At 60.1% G+C, this 21,553-nt stretch carries 18 protein-coding genes; 4 read left to right on the plus strand and 14 right to left on the minus strand.

The window, feature by feature from the left end:
• Positions 1 to 80 precede the first annotated feature (80 nt).
• From MTP16_RS20705 to MTP16_RS20715, 3 genes are all read right to left on the minus strand, one after another.
• Complete coding sequence (locus MTP16_RS20705; protein ID WP_243513341.1) at positions 81 to 998, minus strand: helix-turn-helix domain-containing protein; 918 nt, start codon at positions 996 to 998, stop codon at positions 81 to 83.
• Between the two features lie 168 nt (positions 999 to 1,166).
• Positions 1,167 to 2,048, minus strand: a complete 882-nt coding sequence (locus MTP16_RS20710; RefSeq protein ID WP_243513344.1) for an NmrA family NAD(P)-binding protein — start codon at positions 2,046 to 2,048, stop codon at positions 1,167 to 1,169.
• Between the two features lie 141 nt (positions 2,049 to 2,189).
• A complete protein-coding gene (locus MTP16_RS20715; RefSeq protein WP_243513346.1) occupies positions 2,190 to 3,071 on the minus strand; it encodes an AraC family transcriptional regulator in 882 nt (293 codons plus the stop codon).
• A 122-nt stretch (positions 3,072 to 3,193) separates the two neighbouring features.
• On the opposite strand from MTP16_RS20715, the gene MTP16_RS20720 reads away from it, so the two are divergent.
• Positions 3,194 to 4,378: an XdhC family protein gene (locus MTP16_RS20720; RefSeq protein WP_243513352.1), complete on the plus strand. Its 1,185-nt coding sequence runs from the start codon at positions 3,194 to 3,196 to the stop codon at positions 4,376 to 4,378.
• 4 nt (positions 4,379 to 4,382) lie between these two features.
• Here MTP16_RS20720 and MTP16_RS20725 read toward each other — a convergent pair whose 3' ends face one another.
• Entirely contained in the window at positions 4,383 to 5,249 is an 867-nt protein-coding gene (locus MTP16_RS20725; protein WP_243513355.1) for a DUF6268 family outer membrane beta-barrel protein, read from the minus strand.
• Between the two features lie 168 nt (positions 5,250 to 5,417).
• Here MTP16_RS20725 and purU point away from each other — a divergent pair, with 168 nt between their 5' ends.
• A complete protein-coding gene (gene purU / locus MTP16_RS20730; protein WP_243513370.1) occupies positions 5,418 to 6,251 on the plus strand; it encodes a formyltetrahydrofolate deformylase in 834 nt (277 codons plus the stop codon).
• A gap of 93 nt (positions 6,252 to 6,344) precedes the next feature.
• Here purU and MTP16_RS20735 read toward each other — a convergent pair whose 3' ends face one another.
• The 10 genes from MTP16_RS20735 to MTP16_RS20780 form a co-directional block, all read right to left on the minus strand.
• A complete protein-coding gene (locus MTP16_RS20735) occupies positions 6,345 to 6,665 on the minus strand; it encodes a hypothetical protein (RefSeq protein ID WP_243513372.1) in 321 nt (106 codons plus the stop codon).
• 109 nt (positions 6,666 to 6,774) lie between these two features.
• Complete coding sequence (gene preA, locus MTP16_RS20740; protein ID WP_243513375.1) at positions 6,775 to 8,163, minus strand: NAD-dependent dihydropyrimidine dehydrogenase subunit PreA; 1,389 nt, start codon at positions 8,161 to 8,163, stop codon at positions 6,775 to 6,777.
• 137 nt (positions 8,164 to 8,300) lie between these two features.
• Positions 8,301 to 9,626 (minus strand): FAD-dependent oxidoreductase, encoded by a 1,326-nt coding sequence (locus MTP16_RS20745; RefSeq protein WP_243513376.1) that lies wholly within the window; start codon positions 9,624 to 9,626, stop codon positions 8,301 to 8,303.
• Between the two features lie 90 nt (positions 9,627 to 9,716).
• On the minus strand, positions 9,717 to 10,583 hold the full coding sequence (locus MTP16_RS20750) for a nitrilase-related carbon-nitrogen hydrolase (RefSeq protein WP_243513378.1): 867 nt from the start codon (positions 10,581 to 10,583) through the stop codon (positions 9,717 to 9,719).
• 231 nt (positions 10,584 to 10,814) lie between these two features.
• Positions 10,815 to 12,188 carry a dihydropyrimidinase gene (gene hydA, locus MTP16_RS20755; protein WP_243513379.1) on the minus strand — a complete coding sequence of 458 codons (1,374 nt, stop codon included), beginning with the start codon at positions 12,186 to 12,188 and terminating at the stop codon, positions 10,815 to 10,817.
• Between the two features lie 46 nt (positions 12,189 to 12,234).
• A complete protein-coding gene (locus tag MTP16_RS20760; RefSeq protein WP_243513381.1) occupies positions 12,235 to 12,582 on the minus strand; it encodes a hypothetical protein in 348 nt (115 codons plus the stop codon).
• Between the two features lie 4 nt (positions 12,583 to 12,586).
• Positions 12,587 to 13,939, minus strand: a complete 1,353-nt coding sequence (locus MTP16_RS20765; protein WP_243513382.1) for an aminotransferase class III-fold pyridoxal phosphate-dependent enzyme — start codon at positions 13,937 to 13,939, stop codon at positions 12,587 to 12,589.
• Between the two features lie 150 nt (positions 13,940 to 14,089).
• Positions 14,090 to 15,562 (minus strand): CoA-acylating methylmalonate-semialdehyde dehydrogenase, encoded by a 1,473-nt coding sequence (locus MTP16_RS20770; protein ID WP_243513384.1) that lies wholly within the window; start codon positions 15,560 to 15,562, stop codon positions 14,090 to 14,092.
• A 233-nt stretch (positions 15,563 to 15,795) separates the two neighbouring features.
• On the minus strand, positions 15,796 to 17,727 hold the full coding sequence (locus MTP16_RS20775; RefSeq protein WP_243513387.1) for a WG repeat-containing protein: 1,932 nt from the start codon (positions 17,725 to 17,727) through the stop codon (positions 15,796 to 15,798).
• Positions 17,728 to 17,770: 43 nt separating this feature from the next.
• A complete protein-coding gene (locus MTP16_RS20780) occupies positions 17,771 to 18,253 on the minus strand; it encodes a DUF6799 domain-containing protein (protein ID WP_243513389.1) in 483 nt (160 codons plus the stop codon).
• Between the two features lie 606 nt (positions 18,254 to 18,859).
• On the opposite strand from MTP16_RS20780, the gene MTP16_RS20785 reads away from it, so the two are divergent.
• The gene (locus MTP16_RS20785) at positions 18,860 to 19,666 is read left to right on the plus strand and encodes a phosphatase PAP2 family protein (protein ID WP_243513392.1); all 807 of its coding nucleotides are present in this window, start codon (positions 18,860 to 18,862) and stop codon (positions 19,664 to 19,666) included.
• Between the two features lie 228 nt (positions 19,667 to 19,894).
• Positions 19,895 to 21,547, plus strand: coding sequence for a TldD/PmbA family protein (locus tag MTP16_RS20790; RefSeq protein ID WP_243513394.1), 1,653 nt, complete (start codon positions 19,895 to 19,897; stop codon positions 21,545 to 21,547).
• Positions 21,548 to 21,553 lie beyond the last annotated feature (6 nt).

Consider the following 21,553-nt stretch of genomic DNA (forward strand, 5'->3'; position numbering starts at 1 on the left):
TACGCCACAAAGGACCGGTGCGTGGGTGCCGGCAGCATTGCGCGGTACAAACGGTTTGCTGAATAAATCAAACAATTGGCCTAGCCGCGAAAGTCGCCGGGTGTCAGGCTGGTTTGGCGCTTGAAGAAGTTGCAGAAGTGCGCCGTATCGGCAAAGCCCAGACTGTCGGCAATTTCGGAAATGTTCCAGTTTGTTTGCTTGAGCAGGATTTTGGCTTCCTGCGCCATGCGGCTGCCAATCAGCGCGGTGGTGGTGTGGCCGGTGGTTTCCTTTAGCACGCGGTTGAGGTGGTTGACGTGCACGGCCAACTGCTGGGCGTAGTCAGTGGCCGTGCGCAGGCGTAGGCGCTGCTGCGGCGATTCCAAGGGAAACTGTCGTTCCAGCAAGTCGGCAAACTGGGTGGCCAGACGGGCCGCCGCTGAGTGAGCCGAGGCCTGCTCCGCGGCCGGCTGAAACTTCTGCACGTAATGAATCAGCTCCAGCAGGTAGGCCCGCAGCAGTTCGTACTTATAAGCATAGTCGGAGGATATTTCCCGCATCATCTTTTGAAAAACAGCTTCCATGGCGGCATACTCTTCGTCGGTGACCTGAAACACAGATGCCGCGCCGGGTTGAAAAGCCGGCAGCTCTTCCACCATCGTTCGCCCCTTCACTGGCAGTAAAAAGGCATCGGTGAAAATGCAGAAATGGCCAGTCTGCGCCTGGTCGTGCGGCAGCCAGCGGTAAGGCACGCGCGAGGAGGCAAACCACAGGGCCTTGTCCTCCACTTCCACCACCTGGTCGGCATACTCAATGCGACTGCGGCCCTGTATGAGGCTGATTTTGTAGAAGGCCCGGCGGTCAAACGTCATGGGCGGCCGCTCGCGGTTGGCCAGCATCAGGTCGGCCACGTTGAAAACGTTGAAATCGCCGACTTCGCGGGGCCGCTCTAGTAGCAGCGTTTCCGCAGCCTCGGGAACGAGTTTGGTGTATAGTTCGGAGAGCGGGCGAGATGGCATGGCTTGTAATTGAATAAATCAAATGTAAGCTGCCAGACAAAAACAGCCCGTCATGCTGAGCGCAGCCGAAACATCTCGTGTGTAGCAGTAAACCCTATCGAAAGGATTACTACCACCAGCGGGCTGCTTCGGCTACGCTCAGCATGACACCCTGTGAAAAGCTGACACTTAAAACGCCGCCGCAAACTCCTGGGCAAAATCTTCCAGCTTCACCTGACCCAGCGTGGGGCGGTGCTGCCAGTAGTCTTCGCCCAGTTTGCCGCTGTTGATGCTGGCGTAGACGCCGACTACTTCATCGGCGCGGTTGGCAGGCACGCCGTGGCTGGTCATGTTTTCCCGCATCTGCTCATCAGAAAAGGCGACCCATTTCAAGTTGGGCTTGCCGATGGCGTTGCCCAGCGCCCGCGCCACTTCATTTGCGGTGCGCTCGTCGCTGGCCACGTAGCGTACGTTGTGGCCAGCGCCATCAGCGGGCTTCACCAGTTCCTCTGCGGCAGCGGCGGCAATGTCGCGGGGGTGCACGAAGGCCACTTTGAGGTCGCCCACGTAGTTGGCGCCCATCATTCCCGCGCTTTTTATCATCCCGACTGAGGTGTAGAAATTGGTGTAGAATGACGTAGCCCGCAGGTGCGTGAGCGCCACGCCGGGCACCTCGCGCAACAACATCTCCACGTCGTGTGTGCCAATAATGCCGCCGCTGCCTTCGCTCAGGTGCGCGCCCCAACTGCTGAGTTGCACCATGCGCCGCACGCCCGACTCCCGAACGGCTTGAGCATAATTATGACCAACTTCCTGATGGTATTTCCGCGAATCGGCCACGCCGAATTTGGGCGGCACCATCAAATAAACGGCATCGGCGCCGGCGAAGGCATTGGTCAGAAATTCCGCGTCATCCACGGTTCCAATGGCAGCGGTAGCGCCGAGGGCCTCAATTTCCGCCTGCCTGTCCGCCTTGCTGCTGATGACCGTGACGGTGTGACCCTGCTGCACCAGCGCGGTGGCCAGGGGCTTGCTGATGTTCCCGAGGGAACCGGTGAGTGTGATTTTCATAGCACAAAGCTCCGCCTGGGCATCGCCGGCCGAAAGGGCAAAACAGCGGGAGCATTGGGCCGAAAGGCGGAAAAGCCGTAGCGCGAACGTTGTAGTTCGCGTGCCGGAACGTTAATCGGTCAAATAGCGCGGGCTCGCGAACTACAACGTTCGCGCTACGGCCTGCCGAAAGGCTACTGGCGAAACCCCGGCGCTTTTGCGGAAAAACCGGCCGAACGTGGATTGGTCGGCAAAATGCAGCGTATCGGCAATTTGGGCAATGGTCAGGGCGGGGTTTTGCAGCAGCACGTGGGCTTCGAGCAGCACGGCCTCGGCCAGCCACTCCACGGCGCGCTTGCCGGTGGCTTCCTTCACGGTTTCGGCCAAGTGCTTGGGAGTGATGCAAAGCTTATCGGCGTAGAAACCCAAGCTGCGTTCGGTGGCATAGTGACTGCTGACCAACTGCTTGAAGCCGGTGGCAATCAGCTGGCTGCGCGTTTGTTTGGCCTTGGTCGATACGTGCTGCGCGCTGTAAATCGGTGCGGTTTCGTGCAGCAGAATCTGGATGAGGCTGCGCAAAATTTCTTCCCGGTATGCGTGCGGCGCTTCGTACTTCTGCTCAATGCTGTGCAGCAACGCGGCCATCTCGTTTGCCTGACCCGTGGTTAGCTGAAATACGTGCCGGGCATCCCGCTCAAAAAAGCAAAAGGCATCCAGATTCAAGCCGCCGTTCGCAGAAAGAAACTCGCGGGTGAAAAAGATGCTCAATCCATCAAAATCGGCCGAGATATGCGGCCACTGCTTGATGACGTAGGGCGACAGCAGCATCAGCGAGTTGGGCCCGATGTCGTAGGTTTCCAGGTTTACCTTCAATTGGGCTTGGCCGCGCAGGCAAAGGCCTATTTTATAGTAATTGCTGCGGTAGGGCAGGTTAATGGGCAGCTGCGAAGGCGGAGAATTGGGGCCTAAAAAGAAAACGTCCGCCGGCTGCTGAGCCGTTTCGGTGAGCGTGCTGAGTTGAAAAAGAGGAATTGAGGCGGTCATAGCTTTCCATTTAGCCGCGACGGCTGGCACGTTTTGGCCTGATTCAAACCACACTTCCCGGCCGGTGGTTTACAGAACCCGGCCCCGCCGCCGGGCGTACTGCCTCCGCAAACTACTGCCTCATGACCGAACTCCAACGCCTGCTTCTCGCCTACGACCGCCACCGCGCCGCGGCCCGGCCCTGCGCCCTGGCCACGGTGGTGGAGGTATTGGGCTCAGCCTACCGGCGCCCCGGCGCCCGCATGCTCGTAACCGAAGACGGCGAGTTGACCGGGGCCATCAGCGGCGGCTGCCTGGAGGGCGATGCCCGCCAGCGGGCCCGGCAGGCCATTTTTCGGGGCCAGCCCGCCCTGGTCACCTACGACACCCGTGACGAGGACGACCCGCGCCACGGCCTCGGCCCCGGCTGCCAGGGCGTGGTCCGCATCCTGCTGGAGCCACTCGATTTCGCCGCCCCCGACAACCCCGTGGAACTGCTGCGCGGTTTCGCCCAGCACCCCGAGCCGGCCGTGCTGGCCACCGTGTTTGAAACGGATAATTCCGGCCTGAAAGCCGCCGTGGGGCAGCGCGTGCTGCTTTCGGCCGATGGCGCCCTGCGGGGCACTCCCCTGCTGGCCGCCCCACTGGCTGAGGCCGCCCGCCTCACACTGGCGCAAGGTCAGTCACAGATTCTGGACATCGAAACCGATGGCGGACCGGTGCGGGCGCTGCTGGAGGTGCTCAAGCCGCCGCTGCGCTTGGTGGTGTACGGCGCCGGCAACGATGCCCAGCCGCTGGTGCACCTGGCCGCCTCGCTCGGCTGGCACATCACGGTGGTGGACGGCCGCCCCAATCTAGCCACTGCCGCGCGGTTTCCAGAAGCGACTGAAGTGCGCATCGTGCCCGTGCGCGAGTTAGAAACCCAGAAGCCCGACGCAGGGGCTTACCACGTGCTGCTCAGCCACAACTACGCCTACGACCTAGCCGCGCTGCAAATCCTGCTGCCCACGGCCGCGCCCTACATCGGCCTGCTCGGTCCACGCGCTAAAGCCGGGCGCCTGCTCAGCGAAGACGAATTAAGCCTTTCCGACGCCGACATTCCAGCTATTTTGCAAACCCGCTTGCACAGCCCCATCGGTCTGGGGTTGGGCGGCGAAACGCCGGAGGAAATTGCGTTGGCCATTGTGGCCGAAATCCAGGCGGTGAAGAACAAACGGCAGCCGCAACACCTGCGCGATACCACGTCCGCTATTCACAACGGCTCGCCCAAAGCCAGCCAAGAGCCAGGCACTGTTTCACTAGTTTCGTCAGCTACCGAGGTGGCTTGAAGCATCACGGCGCGGGCACCCGGTAGCTTAGCGCCAGCCGGAACGCCAGGCCTTTTTCCAGACGAGGATTCAGGGGCGTGGGCGCCTTGCCCAGTCCGATGTAGTCGATGGTGGCGGGCCACTGGTCGTCCTTATCAAACACGTCGAGCCGGCGGATGCCGGCGTAAGCGGCCGTGGCCCGCAAGGCCCAGTGGGCGCTCAGGTAGGTTTCGGCAAAAAGGCCGTAATGGGCCTGCTGGTATTGGAAATACTGGTCGTTGTTCAACAACCGGTAGGCCGTATTAATGCCGTTCAGGTTAAAGCCGACATTCACCTTCGGCATGGCGGCATAGCTGATATTAAACGTGGTGGGCAGGTCGCCAAACGCCCGCCAACGCTCTCCCAGCCGCCAGTCGAGGCCCAGCAGCAGCACGTACTGCGGGCCGTAGAACTGCTGCCGGTAGCCCACCGTGAGACGATAAGCGCGACGCGCATTGGCGCGGTAGGCAGCGCGTAGCACACCGCCCCAGGTCACGTCGGTGCCGCGCACTTCGCGCAGGTCCGAGTTGAGGCTGGGCAGGGCGAGGGCCGTGAGCTCGGTGCGGGCCGACAGACGCTGCCGGTAGCCCAGCACCGGCGTGATGCCGTACACGTTCTGCACCGCAAACCCGGGCCGGCTGCCGCTGAAATGCAGCGCTTCCAAGTTCATGCCCGCCAAAACCGCATGCGAAGAATCGGCTGCCATAGCCACCGGCGTAATGATATTGGCCCGAAAAACATCGCCCCGAAATGCGGCTTCGCTTCCGTTTTTCTGTTTCAGCGGCAGCACTTCGTAGCTTAGCCCAATTCCCTCCATGTAGCCTTGCGCATAGCCGATGGCGGGTAATAGCAAACAAGCTTTGAGTAACAGGGCCGGCAGCAACCGGGCTGGTAGAGGGAGTAGCACTAATTATCGAACTGAACTATTCAACAAATAAAGGCGCAATTATCCAATAAGTCAGCATCCTACTTTTGCAAATAGGCTTTTTGCCGGGTTCACTGACTACCTCTTTTCACTTGCATGGCAAACCTGCTACTCATCCATTGCCCCGCCGAACCGGGCCTGATTTATAAAATCACGGGCGTGCTGTTCAAACACAGCCTCAACATTGTGCGCAACGGCGAATTTGTGGACCGCGAAAGCAACCACTTTTTCATGCGCACCGAAATTACCGGCGCTTTCGACGCCGAAACGCTGCAAGCTGAATTGCGCGCGGCCTTGCCTTTAGCGGCCAGCATCCGCCTCACCACCAACCAGCCCAAAAATATTGTGCTGATGGCCACCAAGGAGCACCACTGCCTAAGCGAGCTACTGGTGCGCCACGAGTTTGGCGAGTTGAATGCCCGCGTGCTGGCCGTCATCAGCAACTACGAGGTGCTCGGCGACCTCACCCGCAAGTTCAGCCTCCCCTTCCACTACCTGCCCCACGCCGACCGTACCCGCGAAGCGCACGAGGCCGAGGTGCTGGCCGTGCTGGCCCAATACCAGCCCGATTTTGTGGTGCTGGCCAAGTACATGCGCATCCTGACTCCAGAATTTGTGGCGCACTACGCCAACCGCCTCATCAACATTCACCATTCCTTCCTGCCCGCCTTCGTGGGGGCCAGTCCCTACGCGCAGGCCTACGCCCGGGGCGTGAAAATCATCGGGGCCACCGCCCACTTCGTGAACGAGCAGCTCGACCAGGGTCCCATCATTGCCCAAAACGTCATTCCCATCGACCACACCCAGAGCGCCCACGAAATGGCCCAGGCCGGCCGCGACGTGGAGAAAATAGTGCTGGCCCGCTCCCTCAAAATGGTATTCGATGAGCAGGTGTTTGTGCACGGCAACAAAACCGTAATCTTCGATTGAGCTGCGCGCCATTACCCATGCATAAAAGAAGAAGCGGCCCGCATTGTCATGCGGGCCGCTTCTTGTATTGACTAATTTGTCTTGTCAGCCGGGTTAGTGACTGCGGCCGTGACCACCGCCGCGGTAGCCGCCACCGTTGTTGCCATGGTAGCCGGCGCCGGGGTTGCCGTTCCAGTTGCCACGGCCGCCGTCGCGGCGGTAGCCGTTGTAGTTAGAACGGTAGGGCTGGCGGTAGGGCCGCACAATGACGGGGCGCGGAGCGTAGTACGGGCGGGCATAATAGCCACCGTAATAAGGTTGGGCCGGCGGGTAGTAACCGTAGCCAGCATCATAGCCAGTACCCACGGAGGCCACGCAACCGCTGAGCAGCATCGCGCAGATGCCCAGCGCAAAAAGCAGTGATTTCGTTTTCATGATATGGACAGGCGGCCGAAGCGCGTCGATTTATTGGTGAAGTATGTTATACGTCAATCAACAAATTGCGGACCAGAATAAGTGCCTGTATTCGAGCTTTTGCAGCGGCCTAAGCTTCCGCCGGCGCCACGGTTTCCCCACTGATAATCCGGGCTTTGCCGGGCAGCGTTTTGTAGCGCTCCTTGCCCAGAGCGGCGCTGGGTTCGGGCACCCAGTGGTGGCGGCCGCCGGCCTGTTCATCCTCAAACTTGGTGGGAATATCGCCGGCTTCGGTGCGCTCCTTCCAGGTGAGGTGCTGGGTGCCGGAATCGGTCTGCTCCATGGTAATGCACTGCTCGACGGGGCACACCAGCGAGCATAGGTTGCAGCCCACACAGTTTTCCTCGATGATTTCGGGCACGCGGGTGCCGGCGTTCAGCTTGATGGCCTGGTGGGCGCCGTCTTCGCAGGCCGTGTAGCACAGCTGGCAGCCGATGCACTTGTCCTCGTTGATGTTGGCCGTTACCTTGTACTTCATGTTCAGGTCTTCCCAGTGCAGCACGTTGGGCAGGGCCTTGCCCACCATGTCGTTGATGGTGTTGAAGCCCTTCTCGACCATGTACTGCTCCAGGCCCGATGTCATTTCGCGAATGATGCCGAAGCCAAAGTGCATCACCGCCGTGCACACCTGCACCGAGCTGGCGCCCAGCAGAATGTGCTCTACCGCATCGCGCCAGTTTTCAATGCCACCGATGCCCGAAATGGGCAGGCGCACGTCGGGGTGCTGGGCGCAGTTCTTCACCATGTTCAGGGCAATGGGCTTCACGGCCGGGCCGCAGTAGCCGCCGTTGGTGCCCTTGCCGTCCACAATGGGGTACGGGGCAAACCGGTCCAAATCAACCCCCACAATGCTCTGAATCGTGTTGATGAGCGAGATGGCATCGGCGCCGCCGCGGCGGGCGGCCAGGGCCGGCTCGGTGATATCGGAAATGTTGGGCGTAAGCTTCACGATGACGGGCTTCCGGGCCACCTCCATCACCCATTCCACTATCATTTGCAGCACCTTGGGCTCCTGCCCTACCGCCGAGCCCATGCCCCGCTCGCACATGCCGTGCGGGCAGCCAAAGTTCAGTTCCAGACCGTCGGCGCCCGCATCCTCCGACGCGCGCACGATGTCGTGCCACTCCTGCCGGCTCTGCACCATGAGCGAGGCGATGACGGCGTGGTTGGGGAAGCGCTTTTTCACTTCCTCAATCTCGCGCAGGTTGTGCGAGAGCGGTCGGTCCGAAATCAGCTCGATGTTGTTAAAGCCGACCAATCGTTTGTCGCGGTAGTTCACACCGCCGTAGCGGCTCGACACGTTCACGACGGGCACGCCCAGCGTCTTCCACACCGCGCCGCCCCAGCCGGCGTCGAACGCTTTCATGACCTGATAGCCGGAATTGGTGGGCGGGGCCGAAGCCAGCCAGAATGGGTTCGGCGATTTGATGCCGGCGAAATTTATTGAGAGGTCGGGCATGGGATTTTATTTCTAGCAGAACGTCATGCTGAGCGTAGCCGAAGCATCTCTACTGCGCAACGCAATTATTTACCACTGCGGTAGAGATGCTTCGACTACGCTCAGCATGACGGCCTTTTTTAATTCTATTCAAAAATTTACTTGCTCAAATAAGCGTGAATGCCGCGCGCTGTGAGTTTGGCTTCGGCTGCTGCGTTCACTACTTCGGCCCCGCCATTCCAGGCGTCGCCGGAAGCGAAGTATTTCGGGTTCGACGTCTGCCCGGTGTGCGCGTCGGCCATGATGCGGCCCTTGCCATCCAGCTTCAGGCCGGGAATCAGGCTTAGGAATTCCGTCTGCTTGGCCTGGCCCGTGGCTTTAATAACCATGTCGCAAGGCTCGATGAACTCAGAGCCGGCGATTTCCTGCACGCGGCCGTCCTTGGTTTCGGTGCGAATGAATTTCACCCCAGAAACATAGCCGTTGCCGGTAATTTCCACCGGCGCCACGTTGAACAAGCCCTTCACCCCCACTCCTTTGGCCAAGTCATACTCGAACTCGTAAGCACCCATCTCTACCTTGGCGCGGCGGTAAGCGAGTATCACATTCTCCGCACCGAGGCGCGAAGATTCTGAAGCGGCATCCATTGCCGTGTTGCCGCCGCCAAGCACAATTACCTTCCGGCCCACCGCCACTTCGTGGTGATGCTGCCGCAATTCGGCAATGAATTCCACGGCGCCGGTGCAATTTATTTTATCCTCGCCCGGCAAGCCCAATTCGTTGGTTTTGCCCAAGCCAATTCCGAGGAAAATAGCGTCGTATTTATCTTCCAGCTTTTCTAACTCCTCACGGGAAGAAATGGCGGAATTAAAATGCACGTTGTAGCCGAATTGCGCCTGCAAATAAGTCATTTCGGCCAGCGTTTCTTCGTTGGTGATTTTATAGGGCGCGACGCCGTAAACCGTCAGACCGGAAGGCTGCGCTTTGGCTTCAAATACGTCCACGCCATAGCCCAACGAACGCAGTTCACAGGCGGCCGAAATACCCGCCGGGCCGGCGCCAATAACGGCTACTTTCTTGCCATTATCTGCGCCGGGGCCGAAGAGCTTTTCGCCGCTCTTAATCACCTTGGTAGTGGCAAAACTCTGCAGGCGACCAATCTCAATTGGCTTCACTTCCTGCAGGTTATACACACATGCGCCTTCGCAGAGCACTTCCGTGGGGCACACCTTGCCGCAGGCGTTACCGAAGTAATTGGCCTCGTAAATGGTGCGCGCCGCGCCGGTGTCGTTGCCCGAATTTATCTGGCGAATAAACTGTGGAATGTCAATCCCCGACGGGCACGCTTTTATACACGGCGCATCGAAGCAAAACAGGCAGCGAGAGCTTTCGTACAGCGCCTCGGTGCGGTTCATCACCGGCTTCAATTGCGCGAAATTTTCCGCGAATTGCTGCTCGGTGGTGGGTGTAGAAAATTCAGCCATTGGGGAAGGTTAATTCGAAATTATTAGGAAATAAAAAACGGTCATGCGCCGACTATCCTTCGCATGACCGTTTTTATGTCAGCCAAGCGCCTACAATTCTACCAGTTTCTCGTAGGTTTCAGGGCGACGGTCGCGGAAGAACTGCCAAGTGTTGCGCACCTCGTCAATCATGTCGAGGTCGAACTCCGCAATGAGCAACTCGTCTTTGTACTCGTCGGCCTGCGCGATGATTTGGCCGCGCGGGTCCACGAAATAGCTGGTGCCGTAGAAGCGGCCCAGGTCCCAGGGCTTCTCCTCGCCCACGCGGTTGATGCAGCCCATGAAATAGCCGTTGGCGGCGGCGTGCGCAGGCTGCTCCAGCTTCCAGAGGTACTGCGAAAGGCCGGCCACGGTGGCCGAGGGGTTGTACACGATTTCGGCACCGTTCAAACCCAGGATGCGGGCCCCGTCGGGGAAGTGGCGGTCGTAGCAGATGTACACGCCCACTTTGGCATACTTAGTCTGAAACACGGGGTAGCCTAGGTTGCCGGGCTTGAAGAAGAACTTCTCCCAGAAGCCGGTGGTGTGCGGGATGTGGTTTTTGCGGTACTTGCCGAGGTAGGTGCCATCGGCGTCAATCACGGCGGCCGTGTTGTAGAGAAAACCGGCCGACTCGCGCTCGTACACGGGCACAATCATCACCATGTTGTATTTCTTGGCGTATTCGGCCATGCGCTCAGTCGTCGGGCCGGGCACGGCTTCGGCCGAAGCGTACCAGGCTTTGTCTTGGCCGGGGCAGAAATACGGGGTGTTGAAGATTTCCTGCAAGCAGAGAATCTGCACGCCCTGGCGGCCGGCTTCTTCAATCAGCGGAATGTGCTTTTGCACCATGGCTTCCTTGATTTCCTCAATGGAGCCTTCGCCTTCGGTCATCGGCAAGCTCATTTGGATGAGGCCGGATTTGATAATTCTGGGCATTGTGTAGGTTGGTGGGGGTGAGTACGTTTGGTCATTGCGAGCAGAGCGAAGCAATCCGTCCTGTTCTCAGCATTGAGCCTTTAAATGTGATGAAGTTGAATTCGAGCAGGTAGCCCAAAGGGGGCTAAAAGTTACGCAAAAAACAGGGCTTCTCACTTTAGAAAGTGAGTGGTGTTGACAGAACGGATTGCTGCGTTGCGCTACCATCCACTCGCAATGACAGACGCGGGCCTAAATGTTCGTTTTTCCGCGCTTGATGAACTTCCCGTAGCCTTTCGAAACTTTGGTTTCACCAGCGTCAACGGCTACTTGGCCGCGCAGCAGCACCGTGTCGATTTTGCCGGTCAGTTCCCAGCCTTCATAGGCTGAATAGTCGACGTTCATGTGGTGCGTGACGGCCGAAATTCGGTGCTTTTTCTGCGGGTCAATTATCACCAAATCCGCATCGGCGCCAATGCTAATGGTGCCTTTGCGGGGGAACATGCCGAAGATTTTGGCAGCGTTGGTCGAGGTCACCTCCACAAATTTCTGCGGCGTGATGCGGCCCTTATTAACACCTTCCGAAAACAGCAGTTCCATGCGGTGCTCAATGGCCGGGTGGCCATTCGGAATCTTGGAGAAGTCGTCCTTGCCCATCAATTTTTGCTCCCACATGAATGGGCAGTGGTCCGTACCGACCACGTTCACCAGCCCTTGGTTCAGGCCCGCCCAGAGCGTGGCTTGGTCCTTTTTCTCGCGCAGTGGTGGCGACATCACCACTTTCGCGCCGTTGGCCTCGTCCTCGTACAGCGAGGCATCCAGCGTGAGGTACTGAATGCAGGTTTCGACCAGCACGCGCTGGTTGCGCTCGGTGGCGCGGCGCACTTGGTTGAGGGCGCCTTCGCAGGTGAGGTGCACGATGTAGGCGTTCACGCCGGTGTAGTTGGCAATGTCGGCGAAGCGACCGGAGGCTTCGGCCTCGGTCACTTCGGGCTGCGAGAGGTAGTGGTAGAGCGGCGTGAGCTTGCCCTGCGCCCGGTGCTGGGCGATGAGTGTATCAATCATGTCGCCGTTGGTGGCGTGGGCCGTTACGAGGCCACCGTGCTTTTTTACTTCCTGCATCAGGCCCACCATCTGCGCATCGTCAATCATGAGCGCGCCCTTGTAGGCCATGAAGGTTTTGAAGGAGGTGATGCCTTCGGCAATCATATCCTTGATTTCCTCTTTGGTACTGGGATTAAAATCCGTTACGGCCATGTGAAAGCTGTAGTCGCCCACCGCGTTGCCGGTGGCGCGGCCGCTCCATTCCTCGAAGGCCGAACGCAGGGAGCTGCCTTGCTTTTGCAGGATGAAATCAATGACGGTGGTAGTACCGCCGTGCAGTGCGGCGCGGGTGCCGGTTTCGTAGGTATCGGAGCTAAAAGTACCCATGAAAGGCATCTCCAAATGCACGTGCGGGTCGATGCCGCCGGGCATCACCATTTTGCCGGTGCAGTCAATTACCTCCGCTCCATCGGCTATAAGGTTGCGGCCAATAGACACGATGGTTTCGCCTTCAATCAAAATATCACAGACAGCGTCCGAGTCGGCGGTAATTACGCGGCCGTTTTTAAGCAGGATGGACATTGAGAATTTATTAAAAGCGCTTTCAATCTCACTTGGTGAAGCGCAATCAGTTTGCGTTAATCCGAGGACTGGACGTCAGTTTCTTGTAAATCGAGAAAATGATATAAGCCAGCGCTAACAGATTGATGATGTTCCAAGCAATTAGAAGAACAGAGACTGATTTATCGAAAGATGCCATGCTTCCCCAGCTTCCGTAGTCGCTTTGAGAATCATCATGATTATCGTCATAACTCATCAAAGCAACTCCTAAAGCTGCATAAACCAAGATATTAAAAACAGCCAAAAGCACCCAGACGATTATATGCTTAATTCGAATAGACAACACCATTTTGTGACATTGCTCTAACGGTACAGATAAAACATGCGAGATGCCTCGGCTGCGCTTGACATTCAAAAGATTAGTGTACGTATTTATCCGCGATGCTAATGGCCTCGCTGATAATGGCCAAGCCTTCATCAATTTCCTCCTTATTAATGCTCAGCGGGGGGCAGATGAAAATGTAGTTCCAGCGCACGAAGGTGTACATGCCCAGTTCGCGGATTTTGGCGGCCACCTGGTTCATAATGTCCATTTGGGCGGGCGTGGCGTTCCAAGGAGCCATAGGCTCTTTGGTGTCGCGGTTCTTCACCAGTTCCAGGCAGCCGAAGAGGCCGGTGTTGCGCCAGTCGCCGATGCTGGGGTGGTGGCGCATGAGCTGGGCCACCTGCTCGTCCATGTACTTGCCCATTTCCACCGTGTTTTCGAGCAGGTTGTCGCTCTCGTAGATGTCGAGCACAGCCACGGCGGCGGCGCAGCTCACGGGGTGCGCCGAGTACGTGAGGCCCAGCGGCAGCGGCTTGTCGTCGAAGGATTTGGCGATTTTCTCGTCTACCATCACGGCGCCCAGCGGCAGGTAGCCGGCGGTGATGCCCTTGGCCATGCACATGATGTCGATTTTGACGTTGTGGTGGTCGGAGCCGAACCACTTGCCGGTGCGACCGAAGCCCGACATCACTTCGTCGGCAATGAGCAGGATGCCATGCTTGTCGCAGATTTCGCGAATGCGCGTCCAGTAGCCGGGCGGGTACTTGATGCAGCCCGACGTGCCCGATTCGCCTTCGAGCACAATGGCCGCCACGCTGCCCGGATTCTCGTAGCCGATGATGCGCTCCATGGCGTCGGCGGCGCGCTGGGCGCACTGCTCGGGCGTTTCGGAGTACCAGGGGCAGCGGTAGAAATAGGGGTTCTCGACGTGCACGGTGCCGGGCATGGCCTGGCTGTCGACGGCAAACTTGCGGGGGTCGCCGCCCACGCTCATGGCGCCGTAGCTGGCCCCGTGAAACGACTGGTATAGCGACACAATCTTGTGGCGACCGGTGTAGATGCGGGCCAGCTTGATGGCATTTTCAATCGACTCGGCCCCGCCCAGTGTGAAAAAAGCCTTGGTGAGGTTGGGCGCGGTGATTTCGGCAAGGCGCCGGCCGAGGTCGCCGCGGGCCTTGGTAATCATGCCGGGGTACACGTAGCTGAGCTCGCGCATCTGGGCGGCCACGGCTTCGGTCACACGCTGGTCGCCGTGGCCGATGTTCACGTTCATGAGCTGGGCCGAGAAGTCGAGGTAGCGCTTGCCGTCGCGGTCGTACACGTACACCCCTTCGGCGCGCTCGGCGTTGATGGGGTTCAGGCCCGTTTGCTTCGACCACGAGAAGAGCGTGTGGTCGAGGTTGTCGTGCAGGATTTGGTCTTTATCGGTGGCGAAGGTGGTTTCCATGAATTGGGAATGACGTTGAACACGTCTGTCATCCTGAGCGCTGCGAAGGACCTTATTACGCCCAACTCGCCTGCCCAATTAATTATTTATTGCAAACTGTTCGACTGTCATTAGGTCCTTCGCTGCGCTCAGGATGACAGTTCCAATCATCTAGCTCATCCAGTTCACCCGCGACTCCGGGTTCCACTTCGTCGTCGTCTTTTTCAGCTGCGTCCAGAATTCGATGGAGCTTTTGCCGGTGATGTCGCAGGCGCCAAATTTCGACTCGTTCCAGCCGCCGAAGGAGAAAGGTTCGCGGGGCACGGGCACGCCAATGTTTACGCCAATCATGCCGGCGTTGGCGTGGTCCATCACGTAGCGGGCGCTGCTGCCGCTGCCGGTGAAGACGGCGGCGGCGTTGCCGTAGGGGTTGGCGTTTTCGATGGCCAGGGCCTCGTCCAATGTGTTGGTGCGCATGATGGCGAGCACCGGGCCGAATACTTCTTCCTGGGCGATGCGCATGTCGGGCGTCACGTAGTCAATGACGGTGGCGCCCACGTAGTAGCCGTCTTCGTGGCCCGGCACCACGGCGTTGCGGCCGTCGAGCAGGACTTTGGCGCCGGCCGCTTCGGCTTCGCTGATGTGCTTTTCAATGCGCTCCTTGGCTTCCTTGCTGATGACGGAGCCGAGGTTCTGCCCAGCCACAATCTTCCTGGCTTCTTGCACGATTTTGGCCACGATGTCATCGACCGGACCCACGCCTACCATGGTGGAGCCGGCCATGCAACGCTGGCCCGCGCAGCCCGACATGCTGGCGGCCACGTTTGAGGCCGTCATTTCGGGATGGGCGTCGGGCAGCACCATCAGGTGGTTTTTGGCCCCGCCGAGGGCCACGCAGCGCTTGAGGTTGCTGGTGGCGCGGATGTAGACGACTTTGGCAATTTTGGTGGAGCCCACGAAGCTCACGGCCTGAATGTCGGGGTGGTCGCAGATGGCTTCCACAATTTCACGGTCGCCGTTCACCACGTTGAGCACGCCGTCGGGCAGGCCGGCTTCTTTCAGTAGTTCGGCGATTTTGACGGCGCTCAGCGGCACCTGCTCCGATGGCTTCAGAATCATGGTGTTACCGAGTACAATGGCGTTCGGGATGGTCCAGTGGGGCACCATGTTGGGAAAGTTGAACGGGGCGATGCTGGCCACCACGCCCAGCGGCTTGCGTTCGGCGCGGGCTTCCACGCCCTTGCTCACTTCCAGGAATTCGCCCTGGATGAGCTGCGGCATGGAGCAGGCAAACTCGGTCAGCTCGATGGCTTTCTCGACTTCGGCGCGGGCCTCGTCCATGGTTTTGCCGTTTTCCTCGCGCACCAGTTCGGCCAAGGCCTTCATGTCGCGCTCCAATAAGGTTTTGTAGCGGTAGAAGATTTGCACCCGCTCCTTGATGGGCGTGGCCGACCATGAGGGGAAGGCGGCCTTGGCCGCCTGCACAGCGGCGTTCAGAGCCTTGGCGCCGCTGAGGGGCAGGGTGGAAATCAGCTGCCCGGAAAGTGGGCTGAACACGTCCATGGTGGCCGTGGCGGCATCTTCAAGGGGTTTGCCGGCCACGAAATTGCGGATGGCAGGGTACTTCAAAGTCTGGACTTCCATATTACCTTAATGTTAAGCGGGGCGCAAGCTAAGGGTTTTGCCGGAGACCGCACAAGAGCACAAACGTTTCCGGAGAAAAAATTTCGGCATTTCCTCCTCCAAATCGGGCTCGAAGCAAGCTTATGCAAAGTAACAAACCGGCTACAAACAACCAGCTCCAATGCCTTGTTTCCCGCTTTTGCGTTGTAAAACATAACACCACCCAATCGGTCGGCCGGCCCGGCCTACCAGAATTATTTTATTTCCTCGCCGTGCTTGTTAATCAAGAACGTGCGGCCGTTTTGGGTCACGCGGGCCCGGCCGTCGGCAAAGTCGCTGGCGTGCTGGTAACGGCCAAAGGGCGCGGTGCCCTCGGCGGGGTCGTCGAGGTAGTCGGGAGTGATGTAGGTGAAGCCATCGGCCAGCCGCACCCGGGCCAGGCCGTCGACAAATGAATAGGCTTCCTTGAAAATCGCCGGCTTTTCCGGCTCCTCACGGCCGCTGATGTAATACCAGCCGCGGTAGTCAAGCACGGCGGCGTGGCCTTCGGCAAAGTCGAGGGCATTGAAGTAATAGGAGTCGAACTCTTCTCCTGCTTCGTCAATGAAAGTGTAGGCGTCGCCCACCCGGGCGCGGGCGTAGCCGTCGGCGTAGGGGTTCAGGGCGTCGTAGGCGGGGGCCACGGTTTCCTCCCCGTCTTCGTCCACGAAGCCGTAGGCGCCGGCTTTGGCCACCACGGCCCTGCCGTTTTGGAACGGCTTAGCCGCCGTGAACTGGACCGGAATCACGGGCTGGCCCTTGGCGTCGGCGAAGCCCCAGCGGCCATTCTCCTGAAACGGCACCGGCGCGCTGCCGTCCAGGTGCGCAATGCCCCAGGCTCCCAACCCCAGCAAGGCAACCGCACCCGCCGCCAAGCCCAGCCGCGGAAGCCGCCGGCCCCACACTTGCAGCTGCCGAAGCCGGGGCCCGGCCTGCTCCCGCAGCCTCGCCTGAGCTCCGCTGGCCAGATTTCTGGCCGCAGTAGCGGCGGACACAAAGGCGGTTCCGGAAAGCGGCCGGGATTGGCGCGAATCCCGTGGCTGGGCGTCGGGCCCGGCCGGGTTGGTAGCGGGGCTGGCGATTGGGGGCGCTGCAGGCTGGGCATTGAGCCGCTCGATGAGTTGGGTGAGCTGCTGGATTTTGGCGTCCAACTCCCGGTTTCGGACCTCGGATTCGGCCCGCGAGGCTTCCATTTGCGCCTCCAGCGCCTCTTTTTCGCGGGTTTCGGCGCCTATTTGGGAGACCAGGGCGGTGGCCGTGGCGGCCACGGGCGGGGCCTGGGCCAGTTGCGCTTTCAGCTGGGCGATGCTGCGCTCGCGCTCGGCTTCGCGGGCTTCCAGCGCCTGGAGCTGGGCAGCCACGTCGGCCTGCATTTGCTGGCGTAGGCGTTCGAGGCGCTGCTTTTCTTCGCGCCGGCCAGCGGCGAGGTCAACGCCGTAGGGCGGGTCGTCGGGCACATCGGCGGCACCCAGCCAGCCCCAGAAAGCCCGGGCTTTTTTGGCCAGCGCGTCGGCCGCGCGCGGTGGGGCCGCAGCTTCGGGCCCGGCCGGAGCGGCCTCGGCAGCACCCGCCGCGAAAGCGGCCCACTCGGCAGTCCATTCCCTCAGGTATTCTTCGGTAAGATTGATTTCAGGGGAAGCCAGCTGATGCAGGCAAGGCAGCAAGGCGGCCGCGTCGGGCAGTAGTTTGAAGTTCGCGGGGGCGCTGTTGAGCGCAGCAGTTGCTTCGGGCGCAAAATCGACCGGCCCGTCAAACAGCACGATGCCGGAAATGGCGTTCAGGTTGACTTGCGCAGTACTAAAGCGGGGGCGCAGCCATTCGGTTACGGCCTGCTTCTGCTGCGCGAGTTGTTCAAAGAGGTTGTCGAATTCATAGGCATCCGCAGGCAAGCCACCAGATAATAGCCAGCGGCCGTGGCCATGCGCCGGCATGCTCAGCCGGCCGCCGCTGGGCACCAGCACCAGCAGCGTGAGGCTGTGCGGGCGCACCAGCAGCGCATCAATGGGCTCGGCGCCGTCTTCCAGCACCAGGTTGCCGAGCAGCAGAGAATCGGGAGCGGATTCGCGTTGCAGGGCGGCGCGCACGGCGGCAAACTGGTTGGCGCGGGCCGCGTCATCGAAAGGAGAAGCAAGGAAATGGTGAACCATGGAATGAAACAAGTACTGGAAAAGCAACGGGCCCGGCAGGCGGCTAGTCGTCTTCCCCTTTCCAGCGGCCGTGGCCCTTGCCTTTGCCGTGCTTCTTTTTGGCTTTTTTGCCTTTGAAATGGCCCCAGCCCCTGCCCTCACCGGGGCCACTTAAAAAAGCTTCGATTGCGCCACGGGGCGCCGGAGACGGCGCGGCACTGCCCGGAGCACCCAGGGCCAGCCGGCCATCGGGGGCGGTGCGCACGGCCACGGGGCGGCCGCGCAGGTCGCAGCCCTGGCCCTCGGCCAGCTCGGTGCGCTGGCCGTCGGGGCTCACCACGAAGCCGTCTTTGGTGACGGTGGTGCCGGTGGGCAGGCGGGCATCGTGGGTCATGGGGCGGGGCTGGCCGTTGCGCACCACCTCCATCTGGCCGTTGTGGCGGCGAAAACCGTCGTTGCGGGTCGTTGGCTGGGCCTGAGCCGGCCAGGCCAAAGCCCCCCACAAGAGGGTGGCCGCGCTGCAAAGCCGAAGAGTGCGCGTGGGCATAGAGTGGGCGCGCTCACGGCGCGCGGCCGGGGCATTGGTACGGCCCCGAACGGCGGTATACGTCAAATCCGGCGCCAGGCTGCCCTTGTTTACCAAGAATGGCTGGGGCGGGAACAAAGCAAACGTCGCGCCTAGCAGGTGCCCGGTGCCCGCCCTGGCCAACTGCGCTTGAACCCAAAACCTTATTGCCCATCGATTTGCCGCCCGATTTCAAAGCTCAAGCCCGGCGACTCCGAAGCCGCGTTGTGCTTGCGAAAAAGGCTCGAAGAATTGGACGAGGAAGCGGCCAGCTCGCCGCTGCGCACGCTGTGCTTGACACCCGGCGCTGTGGCCGCTGCATATAGCATATAGAACGGCGTGCCCGTGCTGAAAGCATGGCCTTTGCTTAAGCGCTAGCTGGCTTGGTGGAGGGGCGCTGAACATCAACCGGGAATGGCATCTAAATCAAATGGTTGTGCTCCGCATTCAACGCACCAGATAGCTCAGCAGCCATTTTTTACGGCAGCAATCCCTTGTTATTCAATGGCCTAAAAAAAGCCTTCGCGCAGTATGTTACGTTTATGTTACGGGCCCCGTAGAAAGTGCTTCGTACCCATACCCTTGCAAATGCGCACCTTTCTAATCACCCGCTTCACCGCCGTCATGCTATTGCTCGGCGCCCTCCACCCGGCCACGGCCCAAATAAATCCGACGCCGACCGACACCACCAAAAAATACGCCAACCCCAGCGGCGTTTCCACCCCCGGCAGCAAGCCCTTTTTCCAGAGCAAGCTGTTCAAGGCCGTGGCCATACCGGCGGTGCTCATCACCTACGGCGCCATCACGGCGCAGGGCAACGCGGGCATCAATCGCGACGCGCGCACCTTCGTGCAGCAGCAGTTCCGGCCGGTGAGCACCACGCTGGACAATACCTTTATTTTCCTGCCCTACGTGGAACTGGGCGCGGTGGCGCTGGCCGGCGTCGAGTCGCGCAACGACCGCATCAATACCGTACTCATCATTTTGAAGGGCGAGGCCATCATGCTGGCCAGCACCTTTGCGGTGAAGTATCTGGCCAACGAAACCCGTCCCAACGGTGCCGACGACCTCTCGTTTCCGTCGGGCCACACGGCGCAGGCCTTTCTGGCGGCCAGCATTGTGCACACCGAGCTGCGCGACAAAAGCCAGTGGTACGGCATTGGGGCTTACACCATTGCCACCAGCGTGGCCGCCCTGCGCATGATAAACGACAAGCACTGGCAGAGCGACGTGGTGGCCGGCGCGGGCTTTGGCATTCTCTCGGCTCACCTGGCCTACCTCTCCCACCGCAACCGCTGGGGCCGCAAAAGCATTGGCCGCGACATTGGGATGACGCCCGCCTACTTCGGCAACGGTGCCTCGGGCGTGAGCCTCACCTGGCGGCCCACAAAGTAAACCCCTCTCCTATCGCAGAAAAGCCCCAGGCCCGAAAGGCTCTGGGGCTTTTTGCGTTTGGCGGGGTAGCTGCTGAGCATGGCCAGGGCCGTGCGGATGATGAAACGAGATTAAAAAGACTTTTTTGAAAATTAGCGCAACGCTGGTGCTGCCCTCCTGTCTTTTTGATTAAGATTTGTACCCATCTTTACGAATCTGCTGCTTCTATTCTAAAATAACTACGCTGCTTTGAAACGACGCGATTTTGTGGGACTCTCCGGCCTGGCGGCCGGCGCCCTGTTTTTGCCCAGCTTCCCCAGCCTGGGCGGCACGCCCGTAGATGCCGCCCGCCTGCTAGAGCCGGGCCTCGATGCGGCCCAGAAAAAACGGCTGGCCGACGCGGCCCTGAACGCCGCCAAAGCCGCCGGGGCCAGCTACGCCGACGTGCGCATTGGCCGCTACCTCAACCAAAGCATCTTCACCCGCGAAAAGCAGGTGCAGAACATTGCCAGCGGCGAGAGCTTCGGCGGTGGTGTGCGGGTGCTGGCCAATGGCACCTGGGGCTTTGCCGCCACCAACACCGTGACCGAAGCCGGACTGGCCAAGGCCGCGCAAACGGCCGTGGCCATCGCCAAAGCCAACGCCAAAGTGCAGAAGGAGAAGGTGCAGCTGGCCCCGCAACGCGGCTACGGCGAGGTAAGCTGGCGCACGCCCATCAAGCAAAACGCTTTCGAGGTGCCGGTGGCGCAGAAGGTGGAGCTGCTGCTGGCCGCCAACGCGAAAGCCCTCGACAACGGCGTAAGCTTCGTCAATTCCTCGCTGTTTCAGATTAACGAGCAGAAGTATTTTGCCAGCACCGACGGCTCCTATATTGACCAGGACGTGCACCGCATCTGGCCCACGTTTTCCGTCACGGGCATCGACCGTAGCAGCGGCAAGTTCCGCTCGCGCGATGCCCTGAGCGCGCCCATGGGCCTGGGCTACGAGTACCTCACGCCCCAGGCTGCCGATAAGATTCCGGGCGCCGCCGGCACCGGCCTCATTGGCTACCGCAACTCCTACGACATGCTGGAAGATGCCGCCCTGGCCGCCAAGCAGGTGAAGGAAAAGCTAACGGCCAAGTCGGTGACTGCCGGCAAGTACGACCTCGTGCTGGACCCCAACCACTTGGGCCTCACCATTCACGAATCGGTGGGCCACCCCCTGGAGCTCGACCGTGTGCTGGGCTACGAGGCCAACTATGCCGGTACTTCCTTCGCCACCCTAGAGTGGAAGGAAAAGAAAATTCCCTACGGCTCGAAGCTGGTGAACATTGTGGCCGATAAGCTGCAGCCGGGTTCGCTGGGCGCGGTGGGCTACGACGATGAGGGCGTGAAAACCAAGCGCTGGGACCTCATCAAGGACGGTGTGCTGGTGAACTACGAGAAAATCCGGGACCAGGCGCACATCGTGGGCCAGACCGAGTCGGACGGCTGCTGCTACGCCGATTCCTGGGATTCGGTGCAGTTCCAGCGCATGCCCAACGTGAGCCTGCAGCCCGGCAAAGCCAAAATGAGCGTCGACGACATGATTAAGGGCGTGGACAAGGGTATTTACATTGCCGGTCGCGGTTCCTACTCCATTGACCAGCAGCGCTATAATTTTCAGTTCGGCGGGCAAGTGTTCTACGCCATCGAGAAAGGCCAGATTGCCGGCATGATTGAAGACGTAGCCTACCAAGCCAACACGCAGGAATTCTGGAACAGCTGCGCCGCCATCTGCGACGAATCGGATTACCGCCTGTTCGGCTCCTTCTTCGATGGCAAGGGCCAGCCCTCGCAGGTTTCGGCCGTGAGCCACGGCTCGGCCACCACGCGCTTTAACGGCGTGAACGTGATAAATACAGCGCGCAAGATTGGGTAACTGGAC

Origin of the sequence: Hymenobacter monticola (assembly GCF_022811645.1) — a bacterium.
Taxonomy (GTDB): Bacteria; Bacteroidota; Bacteroidia; order Cytophagales; family Hymenobacteraceae; genus Hymenobacter; species Hymenobacter monticola.

Excerpts from the sequence above, each read along its gene's own strand:
- hydA (WP_243513379.1), bottom strand. The coding sequence starts at position 12,188 with ATGTCCATCCTGCTTAAAAACGGCCGCGTAATTACCGCCGACTCGGAC.
- MTP16_RS20785 (WP_243513392.1), top strand. The coding sequence starts at position 18,860 with ATGCGCACCTTTCTAATCACCCGCTTCACCGCCGTCATGCTATTGCTC.
- MTP16_RS20715 (WP_243513346.1), bottom strand. The coding sequence starts at position 3,071 with ATGACCGCCTCAATTCCTCTTTTTCAACTCAGCACGCTCACCGAAACG.
- MTP16_RS20780 (WP_243513389.1), bottom strand. The coding sequence starts at position 18,253 with ATGCCCACGCGCACTCTTCGGCTTTGCAGCGCGGCCACCCTCTTGTGG.
- MTP16_RS20745 (WP_243513376.1), bottom strand. The coding sequence starts at position 9,626 with ATGGCTGAATTTTCTACACCCACCACCGAGCAGCAATTCGCGGAAAAT.
- MTP16_RS20720 (WP_243513352.1), top strand. The coding sequence starts at position 3,194 with ATGACCGAACTCCAACGCCTGCTTCTCGCCTACGACCGCCACCGCGCC.
- purU (WP_243513370.1), top strand. The coding sequence starts at position 5,418 with ATGGCAAACCTGCTACTCATCCATTGCCCCGCCGAACCGGGCCTGATT.
- MTP16_RS20735 (WP_243513372.1), bottom strand. The coding sequence starts at position 6,665 with ATGAAAACGAAATCACTGCTTTTTGCGCTGGGCATCTGCGCGATGCTG.
- MTP16_RS20775 (WP_243513387.1), bottom strand. The coding sequence starts at position 17,727 with ATGGTTCACCATTTCCTTGCTTCTCCTTTCGATGACGCGGCCCGCGCC.
- MTP16_RS20765 (WP_243513382.1), bottom strand. The coding sequence starts at position 13,939 with ATGGAAACCACCTTCGCCACCGATAAAGACCAAATCCTGCACGACAAC.
- MTP16_RS20705 (WP_243513341.1), bottom strand. The coding sequence starts at position 998 with ATGCCATCTCGCCCGCTCTCCGAACTATACACCAAACTCGTTCCCGAG.
- MTP16_RS20770 (WP_243513384.1), bottom strand. The coding sequence starts at position 15,562 with ATGGAAGTCCAGACTTTGAAGTACCCTGCCATCCGCAATTTCGTGGCC.
- MTP16_RS20750 (WP_243513378.1), bottom strand. The coding sequence starts at position 10,583 with ATGCCCAGAATTATCAAATCCGGCCTCATCCAAATGAGCTTGCCGATG.
- preA (WP_243513375.1), bottom strand. The coding sequence starts at position 8,163 with ATGCCCGACCTCTCAATAAATTTCGCCGGCATCAAATCGCCGAACCCA.
- MTP16_RS20710 (WP_243513344.1), bottom strand. The coding sequence starts at position 2,048 with ATGAAAATCACACTCACCGGTTCCCTCGGGAACATCAGCAAGCCCCTG.